Source organism: Thiolinea disciformis DSM 14473, assembly GCF_000371925.1.
Taxonomy (GTDB): domain Bacteria; phylum Pseudomonadota; class Gammaproteobacteria; order Thiotrichales; family Thiotrichaceae; genus Thiolinea; species Thiolinea disciformis.
Genome location: NZ_AQVE01000007.1, coordinates 151,335 through 164,892 on the forward strand (window position 1 = coordinate 151,335; position 13,558 = coordinate 164,892).

At 46.9% G+C, this 13,558-nt stretch carries 12 protein-coding genes; 5 read left to right on the forward strand and 7 right to left on the reverse strand.

The window, feature by feature from the left end; translation table 11 throughout:
* The first annotated feature begins 7 nt into the window (after window positions 1-7).
* From A3IE_RS0107825 to ssb, 3 genes are all read left to right on the forward strand, one after another.
* Entirely contained in the window at window positions 8-1,702 is a 1,695-nt protein-coding gene (locus tag A3IE_RS0107825) for a sigma-54-dependent Fis family transcriptional regulator (protein WP_020395052.1), read from the forward strand.
* A gap of 82 nt (window positions 1,703-1,784) precedes the next feature.
* Window positions 1,785-3,140: an MFS transporter gene (locus A3IE_RS0107830; RefSeq protein ID WP_020395053.1), complete on the forward strand. Its 1,356-nt coding sequence runs from the start codon at window positions 1,785-1,787 to the stop codon at window positions 3,138-3,140.
* A 32-nt stretch (window positions 3,141-3,172) separates the two neighbouring features.
* Entirely contained in the window at window positions 3,173-3,670 is a 498-nt protein-coding gene (gene ssb, locus A3IE_RS0107835) for a single-stranded DNA-binding protein (RefSeq protein WP_020395054.1), read from the forward strand.
* 44 nt (window positions 3,671-3,714) lie between these two features.
* Here the strand turns inward: ssb and A3IE_RS0107840 are convergent, their stop codons facing one another.
* The 7 genes from A3IE_RS0107840 to A3IE_RS0107870 form a co-directional block, all read right to left on the reverse strand.
* Window positions 3,715-5,139 carry a gamma-aminobutyraldehyde dehydrogenase gene (locus A3IE_RS0107840; protein ID WP_020395055.1) on the reverse strand — a complete coding sequence of 475 codons (1,425 nt, stop codon included), beginning with the start codon at window positions 5,137-5,139 and terminating at the stop codon, window positions 3,715-3,717.
* Between the two features lie 10 nt (window positions 5,140-5,149).
* A complete protein-coding gene (locus A3IE_RS0107845) occupies window positions 5,150-5,953 on the reverse strand; it encodes an ABC transporter permease (protein ID WP_020395056.1) in 804 nt (267 codons plus the stop codon).
* A complete protein-coding gene (locus A3IE_RS0107850; protein WP_020395057.1) occupies window positions 5,943-6,881 on the reverse strand; it encodes an ABC transporter permease in 939 nt (312 codons plus the stop codon). The genes A3IE_RS0107845 and A3IE_RS0107850 overlap by 11 nt, the downstream gene beginning before the upstream one ends.
* On the reverse strand, window positions 6,878-7,870 hold the full coding sequence (locus A3IE_RS0107855) for an ABC transporter ATP-binding protein (protein WP_020395058.1): 993 nt from the start codon (window positions 7,868-7,870) through the stop codon (window positions 6,878-6,880). The genes A3IE_RS0107850 and A3IE_RS0107855 overlap by 4 nt, the downstream gene beginning before the upstream one ends.
* A 66-nt stretch (window positions 7,871-7,936) precedes the next feature.
* Window positions 7,937-9,097: an ABC transporter substrate-binding protein gene (locus A3IE_RS0107860; RefSeq protein WP_020395059.1), complete on the reverse strand. Its 1,161-nt coding sequence runs from the start codon at window positions 9,095-9,097 to the stop codon at window positions 7,937-7,939.
* 203 nt (window positions 9,098-9,300) lie between these two features.
* Window positions 9,301-10,278, reverse strand: a complete 978-nt coding sequence (locus A3IE_RS0107865; RefSeq protein ID WP_020395060.1) for a TerC/Alx family metal homeostasis membrane protein — start codon at window positions 10,276-10,278, stop codon at window positions 9,301-9,303.
* Between the two features lie 271 nt (window positions 10,279-10,549).
* A complete protein-coding gene (locus A3IE_RS0107870) occupies window positions 10,550-11,467 on the reverse strand; it encodes a LysR family transcriptional regulator (RefSeq protein ID WP_020395061.1) in 918 nt (305 codons plus the stop codon).
* 239 nt (window positions 11,468-11,706) lie between these two features.
* Here A3IE_RS0107870 and trpD point away from each other — a divergent pair, with 239 nt between their 5' ends.
* Together trpD and trpC are read left to right on the forward strand one after the other, a co-directional pair.
* Window positions 11,707-12,741 (forward strand): anthranilate phosphoribosyltransferase, encoded by a 1,035-nt coding sequence (trpD, locus tag A3IE_RS0107880; protein ID WP_026154841.1) that lies wholly within the window; start codon window positions 11,707-11,709, stop codon window positions 12,739-12,741.
* Window positions 12,738-13,541: an indole-3-glycerol phosphate synthase TrpC gene (trpC, locus tag A3IE_RS0107885; protein WP_020395064.1), complete on the forward strand. Its 804-nt coding sequence runs from the start codon at window positions 12,738-12,740 to the stop codon at window positions 13,539-13,541. The genes trpD and trpC overlap by 4 nt, the downstream gene beginning before the upstream one ends.
* Window positions 13,542-13,558 lie beyond the last annotated feature (17 nt).

Consider the following 13,558-nt stretch of genomic DNA (forward strand, 5'->3'; position numbering starts at 1 on the left):
GTTGCCCATGAGTCAGCGCGGCAAAAAATCGACTTATCCCTCAGATCAAGACTTAAAAGCGATGATTCGTTTCGAGGGAGAGTCCGGCAATATTTGGCTAGGGCAACAGCGCATGATTCTGCTCCATGCTTCCGCTTTTGGCTCCATGCGTAGTGAACTTATTCAATCGTTTGGTGAAGACTATGCACGCGGTGTCTTAATGCGCATGGGCTATGCGGCGGGTGATTCGGATGCGCATTTAGCCCAGCAAATTCGTGCTAATGCCCATGATATCATGGATATGTTTCTGGTTGGCCCCCAGCTTCATGCCTTAGAAGGTGTCGTCAGTGTCAAACCTGTCCGCGTCGATATGGATAAACCCCGAGGGCACTTTTATGGCGAATTTACTTGGAAAAACTCTTTTGAGGCAGCCGAGCATCTGCGTTTATATGGTCTCTCGCGTCAACCGGTGTGTTGGAATTTATTGGGGTATGCGACAGGCTATACCAGCACGTTTATGAGTAAGCCGGTTTATTTTAAAGAAGTCGAGTGTGTCGGCAAGGGCGATGCGCAATGTCGCATTATCGGTAAGCCTCTGGAAGCATGGGAAGATGCTGATGAACTGGCCGATTTATTTAGTCGTGAATCCTTAGCGGATAAGCTGCATTCGTTAGAAGAAGAAGTACGTTTATTACGTGGTGAAATGCACGCCCATGCCCGCCCTGAGCATATTGTGACCGATTCGGTTGAAATGCGTGACACTATGTATCTATTGAGTAAGGCGGCTGAAACGGATGTGACCGTATTAATGCTCGGTGAGACGGGCGTGGGCAAAGAGATCTTTTCCAATGCTTTGCATCAAATGGGTAAGCGTCAACAAGGGCCTTTTATTGCGGTAAATTGTGCCGCTTTGCCCCGTGATTTGATTGAATCTGAATTATTTGGCGTAGAAAAAGGCGGCTATACTGGTGCCGATAAGTCACGGGCGGGACGTTTTGAACGTGCTAATGGCGGTACATTATTCCTAGATGAGCTCGGTGAGCTCAGTGAGCAGGCTCAGGCTAAATTACTACGCGTGATTCAAACCGGTGAATTTGAAAGGATTGGCGGAACAGAAAAGATAAAAGTCGATGTGCGTTTGATTGCTGCTACTAATGCAGATTTGCAGGCGCGTGTTAAAGCAGGGACTTTTCGGGCTGATTTGTTTTATCGTTTAAATGTATTTCCGATTCTCATCCCTCCTTTGCGGGAACGTCGCGCCGATATGCAGGGTTTAATTCGTAAGTTTATTCAGCGCTATAACGAAAAATACGGCAAGCAAGTGCAAGGAATTAGCGATGAAACCTTGCAGCGCTTTAATGCGTATGATTGGCCGGGGAATATTCGCGAGCTAGAGAATTTATTGGAGCGTGGGGTAATTTTGGCGGATACACAAGGGCGGATTGAATCGAAGCATGTGTGTTTGGGAATGCCGTTACCAGAGGATAATTTCTTAGTCATTGACCAAGATGGGCAACTGAAGCCTCATACCATCTTGGATAATAATGCCAATACCCTGTTGAATGAATTAATGGCGAGCAAGCATAGTTTAGAAGATATCGAGCATCACTTATTAGAAGCCGCGTATCGACGCGCTCAGGGTAATGTTTTAGAGGCGGCACGCTTATTAAAAATCAGCGGTCCCCAATGCCGTTATCGCCTAAAAAAACTCGGTCTAGCTTAGTGCAGCGCACAAGACGCTATGCGCTTTAGTTGAGAAGCGCTACCATACAGCCCCCAATGATTTTGACAATAGCGATGCTTTTATGAATGCTCTGGAATGGCGTGTTGCTGCTTCATTATCCGCAGTTTATGCGGTTCGGATGCTCGGATTATTCATGATTCTGCCGGTGTTTGCCTTATATGCGCACAGTTTACCGCATTCGACTGATTTTCTAGCAGGACTTGCGATTGGCATTTATGGCCTTACCCAAGCCATTTTCCAGATTCCATTAGGGATTGCCTCAGATCGGATAGGACGTAAGCCAGTGATTATTGGTGGCTTATTAATCTTTGCGCTAGGGAGCTTGGTAGCCGCCTTCGCACAATCAATTGAGATGATTATTGTGGGGCGTACTTTGCAGGGCATGGGGGCAATTGCCGCCGCGACGATGGCTTTGGCAGCCGATTTAACGCGCGAAGAAAACCGATCTCGTGTGATGGCCTTCATTGGTATGACCATCGGTCTGTCTTTCATGGTGGCGATTGTAGTAGGGCCGATTTTGTACGCTAAAGCGGGGATGTCAGGGATTTTCTGGTTTGCTTTTAGCTTAGCTATCTGCGGTATTTTGTTGGTGATTTTTGCTGTACCTACGCCACTCCATATTCGAGCGCATCGTGATGCTGGGATTTTAAGCGATTATCTGGGTAAGGCTCTGAAAAATACCGCATTGCTGCGCATGAATGCCGGTGTTTTTGCTTTGCATTTCATCATGACCGCAAACTTTTTAGTGATTCCAACCTTGTTCCGCGAAAAACTCAACTTGCCAACCTTAGAGCATTGGAAGATTTATTTACCAGTGTTTTTAATTGCTTTTTTGGGTGCGATTCCCTTGATTATTGTGGCGGAAAAGAAACAGAAAATTAAGCCCTTGTTACTGGCGGCGATTAGTTTATTAATGATGGCCGAACTGCTGTTGGCTTTTGGCTATCAAGCCGCATATTCATTGTTACTCGCCTTTTCATTATTTTTTTTAGGCTTTAATTTTTTAGAGGCCATTCAACCGTCCTTGGTGGCTAAGTATTCAGCCGTTGAGACTAAGGGAACGGCGATGGGGATTTATAACAGCACGCAATTTTTGGGTATTTTTGCGGGCGGCGCTTTAGGCGGCTGGGTCAATACCCACTGGCAAGCACTCGGTGTATTTTTACTGAGTGCTCTGGTTGCGGGATTGTGGTTATTAGTGAGCTTGCGTTTGCCACCGCCGACCTTTTACACCAGCCGTGTGATCCGTTTGGATGGTGAAAATCAGGATTGGGAACAGATTTATCAGCAGCTCAAAGAGACCCCTGGCGTGTATGAAGTCGAAATTGTCGCCAAGGAGCAAGTGGCTTATTTGAAGGTGAAAAAGTCTGAGTTAAATGAGCAGGCGCTCCGTGCAATTTCGGGGGCTTCCGCGTAAAATTAGCTGTCATTATTAATGAGGAATACTACATGGCTCGTGGAGTAAATAAGGTTATTTTGGTCGGTACATTGGGTCGCGATCCAGAGACCAAGTATATGCCGAGCGGCGGCGCGGTGACTAACCTAAGTCTTGCGACCAGCGAACAGTGGGTCGATAAAAATACTAATGAAAAACAAGAGCGCACTGAATGGCATCGTGTTGTTTTATTTAATAAATTAGCTGAAATTTCAGCACAATACTTACGCAAAGGCTCGCAGGTTTATATTGAAGGCAAGCTTCAAACGCGTAAGTGGCAAGGCCAAGATGGACAGGATCGTTATACGACAGAAATCGTAGGCGATTCCATGCAAATGCTGGGTGGTCGATCTGAGGCGTCGGGCGAGAATTTTAATGCGCCTTCAGTTGATCAAGAACAGCCACAAAAACCAGCTCGTACCACCGCCTCACAAGCACCTCGTGCTAGCGCACCACCGCCACCACCTGCTGATCGTGGCTTCGAAGATTTTGATGATGATATTCCCTTCTAATACCTCAAAAGCCCCTTTTAGGGGCTTTTTTATGAGTGGCAATGTTAATGCGCAATCATCACATGGCGTACAGTGGTGTAATCCTCCAGTGCATACAGCGACATATCTTTTCCATAGCCCGATTGTTTTAAGCCGCCGTGAGGCATTTCATTCACCAGCATGAAATGGGTATTAATCCACGTGCAGCCATAACGTAAGCGTGCAGCAGTTGCCATCGCTTTACTGACGTCTTTCGTCCACACCGAAGAGGCTAGGCCATAATCGGAGTCATTGGCCCAATTGACTGCCTCGTCCGTATCGGTAAAACGCGTCAGTGAAATGACAGGACCAAAGACTTCACGCTGAACAATTTCATCCGTTTGTAAAGCGCCTGCTACCACCGTAGGCTCATAATAGAAACCATTTTCACCTGCTATTTTGCCACCGGTAGTCACTTCAATATGTTTCAATTCAGCCGCACGATCAACAAAGCTAGCCACGCGATTACGTTGGCGCGTTGAAATCAAAGGCCCCATTTCATTAGCACTATCATCTGCTTGGTTATAGCGAATAGAACTGACCGCAGAGGACAAATCCGCTGCTAAACGTTCATAGATTTTCGGGCCTGCATACACACGACAAGCAGCCGTGCAATCTTGTCCGGCATTATAAAACCCGAAGGTTCGTAAACCATTCACCACCGCTTCTAAATCAGCATCATCGAATACAATGACTGGCGCTTTACCACCTAATTCTAAATGGGTGCGCTTAACCGATTTTGCAGCCGCTTGCATGACTTTCTTGCCGGTCGCGATGTCACCCGTAATAGAAATCATATTGATTTTTGGATGGTTAATCAGGGCATTACCAACGCTATCACCACGTCCTAATACCACGTTCACTACCCCCTCGGGCAAAATATCAGCAAGGAGTTTGGCGAATTTGAGGGCGGTGAGTGGGGTTTGCTCGGAAGGTTTGAATACAACGGTATTGCCACCCGCTAAAGCAGGGGCAAGTTTCCATGCCATCATCATTAAAGGATAATTCCAAGGCGCAATGGAGGCCACCAAACCAATTGGATCACGCCGAATCATTGAAGTATGGCCGGGTAAATATTCACCCGCAGCATTTCCCGGCATACAACGCACTGCACCGGCAAAAAAACGATAGCAGTCAATAATCGCGGGCAATTCATCATTGCGTGCCGCATTAATCGGCTTGCCACAATTGAGCGCTTCCAGTGTCGCAAACTCATCCGCTTCGGCTTCTAAACGATCGGCTATTTTTAATAAATAAGCTGAGCGTTGCGCGGGTGTGGTGCGTGACCAAGCATCATAAGCTTTTTCGGCAGCAGCCACTGCGCGATTAATTTGATCTGGTGAGGCTTCAGGGATGCCTAAAATCTTAGCGCCAGTTCGAGGATTAAAAATGGTTTCTTCTGCTTCAGTGCCCGCTTCAAAGCTTGCACCAATTAACATCTGAGTATCCATACCTGCTCCTTTATTTACCTTGGCCAGCACTGTGCTCGCCGTCACGAGTTAAGTAATACGCCGCGATAATCGGCAGCAACGTCATTAACACCACCATCACTGCGACTACATTAGTCACGGGGCGTTGGCGTGGGCGTACCAATTCTTCCAACATCCAAATCGGCAAAGTGCTTTGTTGCCCTGCGGTGAAAGTAGTGACAATGACTTCATCAAATGAGAGCGCAAATGCCAACATCCCGCCTGCTAATAATGCAGTGGCAATATTCGGCAAAATCACATAACGAAAAGTCTGAAAACTATTCGCGCCCAAATCCATTGAGGCTTCAATTAATGAACCCGAAAGTCGCCGAAAACGTGCCACTGCATTGTTATAAACCACCACAATACAAAAGGTCGCATGTCCCAATACAATCGTCCAAAACGAGAAAGGAATTTCCGCCAGATTGAAAGCTGAACGTAGCGCAATACCGGTGATAATGCCGGGGAGGGCAATGGGCAAAATGACCAACAAGGAAATGGTTTCGCGGCCAAAAAAGCGCGTGCGTGATACCGCAGCGGCGCATAAAGTACCTAGCACTAACGCAATTAAGGTGGAAATACTGGCGACTTTTACAGAGAGCGTTAACGCTTCCCACACATCGCTGCGCTCCCACGCGACCCCAAACCACTTTAATGTGAAATCGGGTGGCGGCCACTGATAGCTTTTTTCTTCGGTGGTGAAGGCATACACAAAGATCAATAGGATTGGCAAGTGTAAAAAGGCCAATCCTAAGCCAGCCGCAATTTTTAAGCTCCAAGGCGCTTTAGAGTGCATTGAAAGCCCCCGCGCGTTTTGCCAGCCACAAATAAATGCCCATAATCACAATCGGCACTACCGAAAAAGCTGCTGCTAAGGGAATATTGCCCGCTGTACCTTGCTGCATATATACCGCTTGGCCAATGAACAAACGCGAGGAACCAATAATTTGCGGAATAATGTAATCGCCTAAGGTGAGCGAAAAGGTAAAAATCGAACCGGCAATTAAACCGGGCAGGGCGAGTGGTAATAAAACATGGCGAAAGGTTTGCCAAGCACTAGCACCTAAATCAGCAGAAGCTTCCAATAAACTGCTGGGCACTCGTTCTAGAGCGGCTTGCAAGGGCAAAATCATAAAAGGCAGCCACACATACACAAACACTAAAAAAGTGCCGGTATAGCTCACCGATAGCGAGCTACCCCCTACCACGGGTAGCGCTAAATACACATTCAATAAACCATCTAAATGCAAACTGGTGAATAGCCAATTCAAGATGCCTTCCCGCGCCAAAATCAATTTCCACGCATAGATTTTGACTAAATAGCTCGACCACAGCGGCAGCATGATGCCGATATAGAACAGCGCCTTCCAAACACCTTTAGCATACCGCGTTGCATAATAAGCAATCGGAAAAGCAAGAATGGCTGAGGCGATGGTGACTAGGGCTGCCATCAAGACTGTACGCAGAATAATATCGAGATTGGCGGGGACGAAGAGCTCTTGATAGGTTTTTAGTGTCCACTCGTGTTTGATCAGACCAGAAAATTCGTCAATTGAGAAAAAGCTTTGAATCAATAAAGTCGCGAGTGAACCTAAATAAACCACCCCTAACCACAACACCGGCAGAACTAACATCGCTATCAATACTTGTTTAGGGTGATGCCACAAGTAATCGGATAAGCGTGCCAAACGTGAATAGGTATGTGGTGTGACCAGTGTGTTCATGCCGATTCCATCAAATGCAAATTACTGGGCTGCCATGCAATTTGTACGCTGCTGTGATCGGCGGGTAAGGGAATATGATGTGGTACTAATGCCTGTAGTGGTTGGTCGTTGAGTATTAGCTGCACACGATTGGCGCTACCCATATAACTGCGGCTCAATAAAGTCGCGCTATAACCACCGGTTTGCACCACTTGAATATCTTCCGGACGCAAGCTAGCCCAGCGTACAGGCAAGCCTAAACTTTGCATAAAAATTGGCGACAAGACATTGGACGATCCGACGAAATTCGCTACAAAGGGTGAATTGGGATGGCGGTATAAGGCTTGGGGCGTATCAACTTGGATAATTTTGCCTTGATTAAACACCGCAATCCGATCCGCCATTGATAGGGCTTCGCCTTGATCATGAGTAACGAATACGAAAGTGATACCGAGCTGTTTTTGCAGCGCCTTTAACTCTTCCTGCATTTGCTCGCGCAGTTTTAAATCCAAAGCACCAAGCGGTTCATCCAGCAGTAATACTTTGGGTTGATTTACTAGCGCACGTGCTAAGGCAACCCGTTGACGCTGTCCGCCAGATAATTGGGCTGGTTTACGCCTAGAAAAGCCCTTGAGTTCTACTAAAGCCAGCGCATTTTCAGCCGCTTGATGACGTGCCTTTTTATCCATGCCGCGAATCATTAAGCCATAGGCGACATTATCGAGAATATTGAGGTGTGGGAAAAGCGCGTAGTCTTGGAAAACAGTATTCACTTGTCGGCGATAGGGTGGTACGCCTTCAACACGTTCACCAAAGATTTCAATATGTCCAGCACTAGGCTGTTCAAATCCAGCAATTAAACGCAAACAGGTGGTTTTTCCAGAGCCAGAAGGTCCCAGCATGGCAAAGAATTCGCCTTCCTGAATGGATAAGTTGACGCCATCGACCGCTTTTACTTGGTCGAAATGACGCGAGACTTGCTCAAATAGCACAGCCGTGGGTGTGGTCATGGTATTCCTGATCTAAAGCAAGAAAAATCAGCGAGCTTAAAAACTTAAACTCGCCGTAGTGCAGGATTAGCGGCCGCCAATCACTGCAATATAATCAGAAACCCAACGGTAATAAGGTACACAAGCGGTTTGTGAGGCGCATTTTGCAGCAGGGGTGACCCAGAACTTAATTTTCTCAAAGTCTTCCATGCCATTTTTCTTGCAAGTCGCTTCATCCAACAGGCCGCGCTTATCGGTACAGGCTGCTGGCACGCTCGGATTGGCACCGAACCATACACCTAAGTCGCTTTGTAGATTGGAGGATAGACTGTGCTCCATCCACATATAGGCGCAATTCGGATTTTCAGCCTTAGCGTGCAACATGGTGGTGTCCGCCCAGCCGGTGACACCTTCTTCCGGAATCGTTGAGGCAATCGGCTTTTTCTCGCCTTGCAATAAATTCACTTGGAAAGGCCATGAGCCTGAAGCGACCACACCTTCATTCTTGAAGTCATCAATCTGAATCATGGCATCATGCCAATAGCGCGACACGAGGGTACGTTGTTGACGCAGCAAATCTAACGCTGCTTTGTATTGATCTTCGTTTAACTCGTAAGGACTTTTAATACCAAGATCAGGCTTGTGCGCCATCAGGTAGTTCGCTGCATCGGCAATATGAATTGGGCCATCGTAAGCTTGCACCCGACCTTTATTCGGTTTGCCGTCAGGGAAATCCATCGGCTCGAATACCACCTTCCAGCTTTTCGGTGCTTCTTTGAAAACTTCGGTGTTATACATTAAGACATTCGGCCCCCACATATAGGGCGTACCGTAATGCACACCATTGACCGTATGCCAAGGCGCATCTTGCAAGCGTTTGTCGATAGTCGACCAACTGGGAATTAATTTAGGATTGATCGGCTGGACGCGTTCACCCGCAATCAAGCGCAAGGACGCATCGCCTGAGGCTGTAACCAAATCAAAGCCACCTTCATTCATCAAGGCGACCATTTCGTCCGAAGTATTCGCGGTTTTAACACTGACTTTACAGCCAGTCTTTTCCTCGAATTTGGTTACCCAGTCGTAGGCTTTATCGGTTTCGCCGCGTTCGATATAGCCCGGCCAAGCGACAATATTGAGCTTGCCTTCACTTTTGCCAAGTTCTTGCAGCATATCGGCTTGGGCTACAGAACTCGCTAGCGCCGTACCTATTACTACACTTAGACTAAATTTCGTCACCCCATTCATAAGCTCTCCTCCTTAGCTCAGATTGATTATTGACTGCTGTAGCCTGATTAGAACAAATATAGTGAGCTATAACCAGTTAATTACACAGAAGTGAGCTATCGGAAAAAAAGATGGCTAGCTTAGTATCTAAGTACTATTCAAGATTCCGCGCTTGCGCACTGCTATAGCGCTAGGTGCTTAAAAAAGATCTAGCCGCTAATAGTTTAGGGCTTTGAAGAACCCTGAGGTTCAGGTGGTTTCACGAAAAGGCTGGCTAGAATAGAAACGGCTAGTACCAATGCCACAGTGCCCAGCATCCACAGAATAGGCACTTTATAGAATTCCATGATCAGCATTTTGACCCCTACCAGTGTAACGATGATAGCAAGGCCATAACCTAGCAGGTGAAAACGATCGGCTACGTCAGCTAGCAAAAAGTACATAGCGCGTAATCCAAGGATGGCAAAGGTATTCGCTGTGAATACGATGAACGGATCGTTCGTCACGGCGAAGATAGCAGGAATACTGTCAACAGCGAAAATAAGATCAGTGACTTCTACTAACACAAGCACTAGGAAAAGTGGTGTAAGTGCCTTTTTGCCATGCTCAATGACTACGAAGCGTTCCCCATGTAGATCGTTGGTAATCGGTAAGTGATTGCGAAGCCAGCGTAACAGCGGGTTAGAACCAAGATCACTTTTCTTGCCAGTGAACAGGAACATTTTGATGCCTGTGAAAATTAGAAACGCGCCGAACACATAAAAGATCCATGAAAATTGTTGAATGAGCAAAGCGCCAAGGTAGATGAGTACCGCACGCATCAGGATTGCGCCAATAACCCCCCAAAGCAGTACGCGCTTCTGAAGCTCGGAGGGTATCGAAAAATAGGTGAAGATGGTAATCCACACGAATACATTCTCGATAGCAAGACCCTTCTCAATGAGATAGCCAGTTGCATATTCAAGTACTTTTTGGTCTGCAATGTCTGAGCCGAATTGACTATGGAGGTGCCACCAGAACCAAGCACCGAAGGCTCCAGCGGCCATAAACCATACGACTGACCACCCTGCAGCTTCTTTCACGGAAACCTTATGGCTGCCCTGTGTGCGCAGCAACAAAAAATCTACCGCCAGTAAAACCACGACGAGGATACTAAAACCTGCATAGAGGAGCGGCGTTCCAGTATGTGCAATCTCAGTCATCGAACAAACTCTCCAGTTAGTCAATCATTGGCCGAGAGCCTTTAAGGGTGGTCTGGCAGTAATACAAGCAGGTAAGGTTTTGGACTATGTTTGAGTTCTTCAGCGATTAGCGGGCTTAACTGTTTATGTTAAACTACCAGCAAACTAGCAGGTTTTTATAATTCGCACAGTATTATCTAAGGATTAGTACAGCAACAGTAAGGCTCGCAGAATTCGATTTAGTTGAGGACTGTCTGAGGTTGTTCTTATGGTCAACCGTGAGAAAATTTCCTTAGTTACGCCAACGAAATTGATGTTGCCAATGCGCAATACTAATAAAATGGCGTACGTGTTCAGCTAAGCGTGTACCCTTACGCCACACCACGCCAACTTGAATCACTGGCAAATAGCCCGAAATATCACGTGACTCAATCCGATCACCTTCCAAAGACCAAGGGCGGTACACTAAATCGGGTAATAGTGCTACGCCCGCATGGGTGGCGACTAAACTGCGCACGGCTTCCACCGAGCGGGTTCGGAACGCCACACTAGGACGAGTATTGAAGCCTCTCAATAAACGATGCGTCGCCTCTTCGATTTCATCCAAGGTCAAAATAATCAGTGGCTCTTGCGCCAAGTCAGTGAGTGAAACACTTTCAACTTCCAATAACGCATGGCCAAGGGGGAGCCACAAACGATAGGGAGAGACTTGCAAAATCTCGATTTCCAAACCCATGCGCGGACGTATATCCGACAAAACCATAACCGCAGCATCTAGTTCTCCACCAATCAGTAAATGCTCCAGATATTCACCGCTATCTTCAATGGCATTCACTTTAACATCGGGATAAGCACGACGATAACGCGCCAAAATATCGGAGAGCACATAACCTGATACTAAGGGACTGGTACCTAAATTAAACTCACCTTCCAAAATAGGATCGGTATGCTTTTCACTAAAGGCTTGCCGTGCGTCGGCCACTTGCTCAGAAATAAGCTGGGCATGGCGCAAAAACTTTTGACCAGCATGCGTGAGGCGCAAGCCACGTGCATGGCGCTCGAATAAAATAATCCCTAAATCAGATTCAAGTTCTTTAATGGCTTCGGTAATGGCTGATTGCGAAATCGATAAGTGCTGAGAAGCCTGCGACATACTGCCTAGAGCGGCAGTAACAGTGAAGTAATGCAATTGACGCAGGGTAAAGGCCACGCTAGCTGACTCAAATGGCTTGAGGCTCTATAGTTTCTAATGGTCAAGCTAAAAGCACAAGTAGGCTAGCTGTCCGTTTATGGACGGGGTGTTCGTGTTTATCCGTATATTCTCTCAGCTCCGCGAAAATCCCCCACATCTTTAGCAGTTTTTTATTAAAGTACGCGTTATTGGCAAAAAGATTGTAAACTTGTGCGTTCATACGCTTTTAACCATTCAAATTTGAGGCTAAGCGCGACGTGGAATTTTCAGAATACATAAAAATACTACTTGAGCAGTGTCCCCTGACTCGCGCTCAAATGACGGATGCGATGCGTTCACTGATGACAGGGCAGGCAACGCCAGCGCAAATCGGTGCGTTCTTGATGGGTTTGCGGATGCGCGGTGAAACAGTGGACGAAATTAGCGCCGCAGCTAGTGTAATGCGCGAATTATCCAGCAAGGTTAAGGTTAATCCCGAATACTTGATTGATACCTGTGGGACAGGTGGCGATTCCTCCGGTACTTTCAATATTTCTACCGCGAGTGCCTTTGTCGCCGCCGCAGCAGGTGCGCGTGTGGCAAAACATGGCAATCGTTCCGTCTCCAGTAAATGTGGCAGTGCGGATGTTTTAGAGGCCTTGGGCTTAAATCTTGAAATTACTCCCGATCAAGTAGGCCAGTGTATCAATCAATTGGGTGTCGGCTTTCTGTTTGCCCAAAAGCATCATAATGCTATGAAACATGCCATTGGCCCACGCCGTGAAATGGCGGTGCGCACGATTTTCAATTTGCTCGGCCCTTTAACCAATCCAGCCGATGCCCCGAATCAATTATTGGGCGTGTTTGGTAAAACGTGGGTGAAACCGTTGGCTGAGGTATTACAGCAATTGGGTAGTCGCCATGTCATGGTGGTTCATGCTGCGGATGGCTTAGATGAAATTAGTATTGCTTCGTCTACCTATGTTGCCGAGTTAAAAAATGGTGCGGTACGCGAATATGAAATTAAACCAGAAGATTTTGGTTTGAAGCGTGCACACTTAGACGATTTGCGGGTGAATACTGCCCAACAAAGCTTGGCCTTAATCCGTCAAGCCTTGAGTAATCAAGCGGGTGCAGCGCGTGATATTGTGGCCTTAAATGCGGGTGCGGCTTTATATGTGTCGGGTTTGGCTGATTCGCACCAAGCAGGCATTGAGCGGGCGATGCAGGCGATGGCTGATGGCAGTGCTTTACAGCGTATGCAGCAATTAGCCGATATGACTCAACAATTTACGCCACCGAGCCAAGCATGAGCACTCCTGATATTCTACAAAAAATTATTGCCACCAAATGGCAGGAAATTAACGAGCGTTCTCAACAAGTCTCGTTACAGACCTTGCGTGAACAAGCGCAGCAGGCCGAGCCGGTACGTGGCTTTTTGAACGCTATGCAGGCGAAAGTAGCGGCTGGACAGCCTGCGGTTATTGCGGAAATCAAAAAAGCATCACCGAGTAAAGGTATTATTCGTGAAAATTTTGATCCGCCTGCAATTGCAAAAGCTTATGAAAAAGCCGGCGCCGCGTGCTTATCCATTTTGACTGATGCGCACTATTTCCAAGGGCATGAAGACTATTTAAAAGCAGCGCGTTCAGCCTGTCTTTTACCCGTGATTCGCAAAGATTTTTTGGTGGATGCCTATCAGGTCTACGAAGCACGCGTATTAGGGGCGGACTGTATTTTGCTAATTGCAGCCGCTTTGGATGATGGAAAATTAGCCGAGCTTTATGCTTTAGCTTATGATTTAGGGATGGATGTTTTAGTTGAAGTGCATGATGAAGAAGAATTGCAGCGTGCCTTGAAACTAAATCCGCCGTTATTGGGTATTAATAATCGTAATTTACGTACTTTCACGGTTACCTTGGATACGACTATTAATTTGTTAGCACAAGTGCCAGCCAATACCTTATTGGTCACGGAAAGTGCTATACATACCCAAGCTGATGTTGCTTTAATGCGCAAACATCAGGTGAATGCTTTCTTAGTGGGCGAGGCCTTTATGCGTGCCGCTGATCCAGGAGAAGCACTTCATCAATTGTTTTTTAGTGCGCGTTAGGCTAGCTCGCGCGTTTT